At 74.1% G+C, this 5,842-nt stretch carries 5 protein-coding genes; 2 read left to right on the plus strand and 3 right to left on the minus strand.

Features of this window, described 5'->3' with window-relative positions:
- The first annotated feature begins 301 nt into the window (after window positions 1–301).
- Both ACIQOV_RS23915 and ACIQOV_RS23920 read left to right on the plus strand, forming a co-directional pair.
- Window positions 302–910 (plus strand): hypothetical protein, encoded by a 609-nt coding sequence (locus tag ACIQOV_RS23915; protein ID WP_401051546.1) that lies wholly within the window; start codon window positions 302–304, stop codon window positions 908–910.
- Between the two features lie 103 nt (window positions 911–1,013).
- Window positions 1,014–1,694, plus strand: coding sequence for a class F sortase (locus ACIQOV_RS23920; protein WP_401051549.1), 681 nt, complete (start codon window positions 1,014–1,016; stop codon window positions 1,692–1,694).
- 113 nt (window positions 1,695–1,807) lie between these two features.
- On the opposite strand, the gene ACIQOV_RS23925 is transcribed toward ACIQOV_RS23920, so the two are convergent.
- The 3 genes from ACIQOV_RS23925 to ACIQOV_RS23935 all read right to left on the minus strand — a co-directional run bounded on the left by ACIQOV_RS23925 (window position 1,808) and on the right by ACIQOV_RS23935 (window position 5,701).
- The gene (locus ACIQOV_RS23925) at window positions 1,808–2,842 is read right to left on the minus strand and encodes a methyltransferase (RefSeq protein ID WP_401051550.1); all 1,035 of its coding nucleotides are present in this window, start codon (window positions 2,840–2,842) and stop codon (window positions 1,808–1,810) included.
- A gap of 121 nt (window positions 2,843–2,963) precedes the next feature.
- A complete protein-coding gene (locus tag ACIQOV_RS23930) occupies window positions 2,964–4,046 on the minus strand; it encodes a nitrous oxide reductase family maturation protein NosD (protein WP_401051552.1) in 1,083 nt (360 codons plus the stop codon).
- A gap of 332 nt (window positions 4,047–4,378) precedes the next feature.
- Entirely contained in the window at window positions 4,379–5,701 is a 1,323-nt protein-coding gene (locus ACIQOV_RS23935; protein WP_401051554.1) for a cytochrome P450, read from the minus strand.
- Window positions 5,702–5,842: the final 141 nt, after the last annotated feature.

The raw sequence follows: 5,842 nt of genomic DNA on the forward strand, positions 1-5,842 counted from the left end.
GGCGGGCCCACGCATGCCCGGCGGGACCGCCCCGCCGCGGACCCGGCCGTCTCGGACCCCGCTCCGCTCGGAGCCCCCGCCCCGGGTTCGCCCGACTCGGATTCACCCGGATCACCCGGCCGTACGAGTGAACACACCCGCGGACTCCACCCGAAAAGCTCACTCTCCGTACCTACAATGTCACGCTCCGATGGCAATCGGCCCCACCGTGGATGACTGTGGATCAGGCGCACCCCTGCGACTCCCCTTGCCCGGCACCGTGCCGGCAGTCGCGGTCGTGCGCACCGGAAGGATCATCCTCATGCGTTCTGCACGCACACTGCTCGCCGGGGCGGCCGTCGCCGCCGTACTCACTGTCGGTACCCCCATGGCCTTCGCCGACGGCGCCGCCAACCAGGCCAAGAACCTGACCTGGCAGGAGAAGCAGGACAACCCCGAGAAGATCTCCGAGGACCACAGGGGCTCCGGCGAAGGCCGGGGCAACGACGAGCACAAGGGCAACGACGAAGGCAGGGGCAACGGCGAGCACAAGGGCAACGACGAAGGCAGGGGCAACGGCGAAGGCCGGGGCAACGACGAGCACAAGGGCAACGACGAAGGCAGGGGCAACGGCGAGCACAAGGGCAACGACGAGCACAAGGGCAACGACGAAGGCAGGGGCAACGACGAAGGCAGGGGCAACGGCGAAGGCCGGGGCAACGACGAGCACAAGGGCAACGACGAAGGCAGGGGCTCCGAAGGCCGGGATGAGGACCACAAGGGCCCGCACGGCGGCGTGCACACCGGTGGTGGCGGCATGGCGCTGGCCGGCGGCGGGCTCGCCTCCGGCGCGGTGCTGCTGATCGGCGGCCTCGGGGCGGGCGCGTACGCCCTGCGCCGCGGCCGCCGCGCGTCCGGCGCGGTCGCCTGACGCCAAGCCCTCTGATTCCACCGCCTCCGGGCGCCTCCCCGCCCGGGGGCAGGCGCACCGGGGGCGGTGGGCCGTCGTGGAACAGATCGAGCGGAGGACAGGAATGACGGGCGGTCCCACCTCTGGAGCATCCCGGCTGCTGCGCGCGGGGATGGGCACGGCAGCGGTCGGGCTGCTGCTGATCTACAACTCGGTCGGCACCGGCACGGACTTCGGCGCGGAGGACGGCAGGCCCGTTCCCCCGGCGGCCACCGCGTCGGCCGTCCCCGGTCCTGCGGGCGCCGCGGACGCGGACGCGGCATCGCGCACGCCGGCGCTCGGACGCGCCAAGCCGACCCGGCTGCGGATCCCGCAGATCGCCGTGGACGCGCCGTTCACCGAACTGACCGTCAACCCGGCCGGCCAACTCGACGCGCCACCACCGAACGACAAGAACCTGGTGGGCTGGTACCGGGACGGCGTCACCCCGGGAGAGCGCGGCAGCGCGGTCCTGGCCGGGCACGTGGACACCACCACCGGCCCGGCGGTGTTCCTGCTGCTGAGCTTCCTGCAACCGGGCAACAAGGTCGAGGTGAGCCGCGAGGACGGGACGGTCGCGGTGTTCTCGGTCGACTCGGTGGAGACCTTCGCCAAGAACGCCTTCCCCGACGCCAAGGTGTACGGCAGGACCCCAGACGCACAGCTCCGGCTGATCACCTGCGGCGGCGCCTACGACAAGAAGCAGCGGGACTACCTGAACAACGTCGTGGTCTTCGCCCACCTGGAGTCCTCGCACCCGGGCTGACCGGCGCACACGACGACCGCCGGCCCCCTTCGCTCGGGGCCGGCGGTCGTGCGTGCCGGTGGCCGTACCGCCGTACCGTCATACGGCGGATGGCGGTGGCGGGTGGCGGTGGCTCAGCCCGTCACGACGGCCTCGAAAGCGTGCAGGTAGGGGTTGACCGGGCGGACCGCGGTGACCGTCAGTCCGGCCTCCGCCATCAGCCCGACCATGCTCTCCTCGGAGTGCTTGGCACCGCCCACGTTGAGCATCAGCATCAGGTCCATCGCGGTGGTGAACCGCATCGAGGGGCTGTTGTCGACCAGGTTCTCCACCACCACGACGCGGGAGCCGGAGCCGGCCGCCTTGACCACGTTGGCGAGGGTGCGGCGGGTGCTGTCGTCGTCCCACTCCAGGATGTTCTTGATGATGTAGAGGTCGGCGCGGACCGGGATCTCCACCCGGCAGTCGCCCGGCACCAGGCGGGCCCGGGCGGAGAAGGCGCCGCCGTCCTGGAGCCGCGGGTCGGCGCCGGCCACCACCTTGGGCAGGTCCAGCAGGGTGCCGTGCAGCGCCGGGTGCCTCTCCAGCAGGCTGGCCAGCACGTGGCCCTGGCCGCCGCCGATGTCCGCCACCGAGTCGATGCCGGTGAGGTCCAGGTACTCGGCGAAGTCCTCGGCGGACTGCCGGCTGGAGGTGGTCATCGCCTTGTCGAAGACCTTCGCCGAGTCGCCCGCGTCGCTGTGCAGGTAGTCGAAGAACTCCTTGCCGAACAGCTCGGGGAAGACGTTGCGGCCGGAGCGCACGGCCTCGTCCAGCTTCGGCCAGGCCTCCCAGGTCCAGGGCTCGGTGCACCAGAGGGAGATGTAGCGCAGCGAGTTGGGGGCGTCCTCGCGCAGCAGCCGGGACATCTCGGTGTGCTCGAAGCGGTCGTCGCCGCTCGCCTCGAAGATGCCGTAGCAGGCGAGCGCGCGCAGCAGGCGGCGCAGCTGGCGGGGCTCGGTGTCGAGTGCGACGGCGAGGTCGGTGACGGTGGTCGGGGTGTCGCCGAGCACGTCGGCGACACCGAGCCGGGCGGCCGCGCGGACGGCGGCGGCGCAGGCGGCGCCGAAGACGAGTTCGCGCAGGCGCATCGCGGCCTGGGGGCTGGTAAGGGCGGGTGCGGTGGTCATGGCGGGTTCCTCGGGTCCTTGGGGGTTCCTGGGGCGGCGGGCGGCGAGGGGCGACGGGCCGGCGGCGGGAGTGGGAATGGGGAGCGACGGGCCGACGGCCTGGGTGAGGGGGCGCCGGGGCTCAGCAGCGGCCGGCCGGCTCGGAGCGCTCGCAGGTGTTGCGGGCGAAGGTGTTGTCGGCGCCGGCGTCGCGGTCGGCGAGGTCGGCCGGACCGTTGCCGCTCAGTTCGTTGTCGGTGATCACGGCGCGGGCGTTGGAGACCCCGACGACGCTCCGGAAGAGGACGATGCCGCCGGAGAAGTCCGAGGTGCCCGTGTTGTCGCGGACCTCGTTCTCCGTCACCCGGGTGTCCTCGGTGCCGGTGAGCACGATGCCGGCGCCCTGGATGGCGCCCAGGCGCGGGTTGGCCGGGCAGAACTTGTTGTTGCCGACGACGGTGTTGCGCCGGACGTCGAGGTTCCCGGCGCGGGGCACGCCCTCGTCGCCGACCACGAAGACGCCGGCGCAGTTGCCGCTGATCCCGTTGTCCTGGACGGCCAGTCCGCGCAACCGGCGGACGGTGACGCCCACCCGGTTGCCGGTCAGCTCGTTGCCCTCGACGACGGTGCCGCCGGTGTCGGGCGAGCCGCCCTCGCGGTAGGCGTAGTTGGCGAGGAAGACGCCGGACTGGCCGTTGTCGGTCGAGCGGTTGCCGCGGATGACGGCCCGGGTGGACATCTCCTGGCTGATGCCCTGCTGGGCGTTGTCGTGGACGTAGGTGCCGCTGACGGTCAGACCGGTGGTGCCGCTGGCGTCGATGCCGTTCTTGCGGAAGCCGGTGACGGCGAGGCCGTGGACGGTGACGTCGGACAGCGGGTGCTCCTCGGTGCCGACCACGCAGATGCCGTGGCCGGCGGCGGCGCAGGCGTTCTCGGTGCCGTCCCCCGGGACGATCACGCTGTTCCGGCCGGCGCCGCGCAGGGTGATGCCGGGGGTGGTGATGCGGACGCTGCCCCGGTAGGTGCCGGGGAACAGCTGGACGATGTCACCGGGCCGGGCGGCGTCGACCGCCCGCTGAATCGATTCTCCTGGCCGGACGTGGTGCAGCGGGAGGCCACCGTCGGCGCGGGCCGCGGGGGCGGCGGCCAGGGCGGCGAGGACGGTGGTCAGGGCGGTGGCGGCGGCGGTGGCCGCGGCGAGGTGGTGGACCCGTCGCGTGGACATGAGTGGTGACCTGTTTCTTTCGGCGCGCGCGGTGATCGTGCGGGTGTCGTGGTCCCCCGCACGGGCCGGCGGTATGGGCTGACGCGCTGTGCGCGGGCGGTGACGGCCGGTGGGTGCGGCCGTGTCGACGGTACGGGCGGCCGGATGGGCCCGCCACCAGGGCTGGGCTGCGGGACTGACGGGGCGTCGACCGGAGGTGGGACGGCCCGGCGTGGCGCGGGGTGGTGGGGGTCGGGCGTGCCGTGCGGCGGGTGGGCGGCGGCGGCAGTCGTGGCGACGCGCCCGACCACGGGGGCGGTCGGGCGCGTCGGCAGCGGGCTCGGCGGCCCGGGTCAGCCCGCGGCCGGGGCCTGCGGCCCGAGGCGGACGGGCAGCGCGGCGAGGTGCCAGGCGGCCGGGTTCGGTCCGCGCTCGACCGCCTCCGGGCCGACCGCGAGAGCCAGCTGCGGGTACGTCCGCAGCAGCGTGTCGAAGGCGACGACGGCCTCCTGGTGCGCCAGCACCGAGCCCAGGCACCGGTGGGTGCCGTGGCCGAAGCCCAGGTGCGCCTCGTGGTGCCCCGCGCGGTCCGGCGCGCTCGCCCGGCGGACGTCCAGGCGCTCCGGGTCGGCGTAGGCCCGCGGGTCGTGGTTGGCCCCGGCGAGGATCGGCATCACCGCCTCGCCCTTGCGGATCGGGGTACCGGCCAGGGTGAGGTCCTCCGTCGCGTAGCGCGGCACCCCGCCGATGGTCGGGCCGCACCAGCGCATCAGCTCGTCGACGGCGGCGGGCAGCAGGCCCGGGTCGGACCGGACCAGTGCCAGCTGTTCGGGGTGGGCGAGCAGCGCGGCCGTGCCGTTGCCGATCAGGGTGGCGGTGGTCTCGTGGCCGGCCACGATCAGGTTGAGGATCAGCGAGACGGTCTCCACCGGGGCGAGGGTGTCGCCCTCCGCGGCGGCCAGCCGGGAGAGCAGGTCCTCGGCCGGTTCGGCCCGGCGGCGCTCCACCAGGTCGCGGGCGGCGGTCACCATGGCGCGCAGCGCCTCGTCCAGGCCGGGCCCGGCGCCCCGGCCGAGGTAGGAGCTCCAGCGGCGCCACTGCGGGCGGTCGGCCTCGGGGATCCCGAGCAGCTCGCAGATCACCGTGACGGGCAGCGGGTAGGCGAAGTGCGCCACCAGGTCGACCACGCCGTCCGGGCCGGCGTGCCGGGGCAGCGCCCGGGCGTACTCCTCGGCGAGCCGCTCGATCCGGGGCCGCAGGCGCTCCACCGCACCGGCCGTGAAGGCGGGGTGCACCAGCCCGCGCATCCGGCGGTGCCGGGCGCCGTCCGCGCCGAAGACCCCGGCGCGCAGGTACTTCGCGCACTCCGGCGGCATGCCGCGGGCGCGCCAGACCTGCTCGGTGCGGTGCCCGGGGACGGGCGCGGGGGCGGGGGCGGGGGCGAGCTCGTCGTCGACGGGGCCGTCGACGGCGTTCACGTCGTTGACGAAGCGCGGGTCGGACAGCACGGTGCGGACGTCCTGGTAGCGGACGGCGATCCAGAAGGGCTCCACGCCGGGGATGGTGGCGCGGGCGAGCGGGGCGCGCTCGCGCAGGTCGGCGAAGGCGGTGAAGGGGTCGCGGATCAGGTGGTCGGCGCGCAGGTCGACGGTCTCGACCGGTTCGGCGGTGCTCACGGCTGCCTCCTCAGGAGTCGCGAAGTCCATCTGGTCACGGATCGTGACGGAGGCGGGTGGGGTGGTCCCCGGGTTCCGGCCCGGATTCACTCGATCGAGCACAGTGCATCGTTTCTCCGGACCCCGGCCGACCCTCCCGGG

Origin of the sequence: Kitasatospora sp. NPDC091257 (genome assembly GCF_044757675.1) — a bacterium.
GTDB lineage: Bacteria > Actinomycetota > Actinomycetes > Streptomycetales > Streptomycetaceae > Kitasatospora > Kitasatospora lactacystinica.

Excerpts from the sequence above, each read along its gene's own strand:
- ACIQOV_RS23915 (WP_401051546.1), top strand. The coding sequence starts at position 302 with ATGCGTTCTGCACGCACACTGCTCGCCGGGGCGGCCGTCGCCGCCGTA.
- ACIQOV_RS23920 (WP_401051549.1), top strand. The coding sequence starts at position 1,014 with ATGACGGGCGGTCCCACCTCTGGAGCATCCCGGCTGCTGCGCGCGGGG.
- ACIQOV_RS23925 (WP_401051550.1), bottom strand. The coding sequence starts at position 2,842 with ATGACCACCGCACCCGCCCTTACCAGCCCCCAGGCCGCGATGCGCCTG.
- ACIQOV_RS23930 (WP_401051552.1), bottom strand. The coding sequence starts at position 4,046 with ATGTCCACGCGACGGGTCCACCACCTCGCCGCGGCCACCGCCGCCGCC.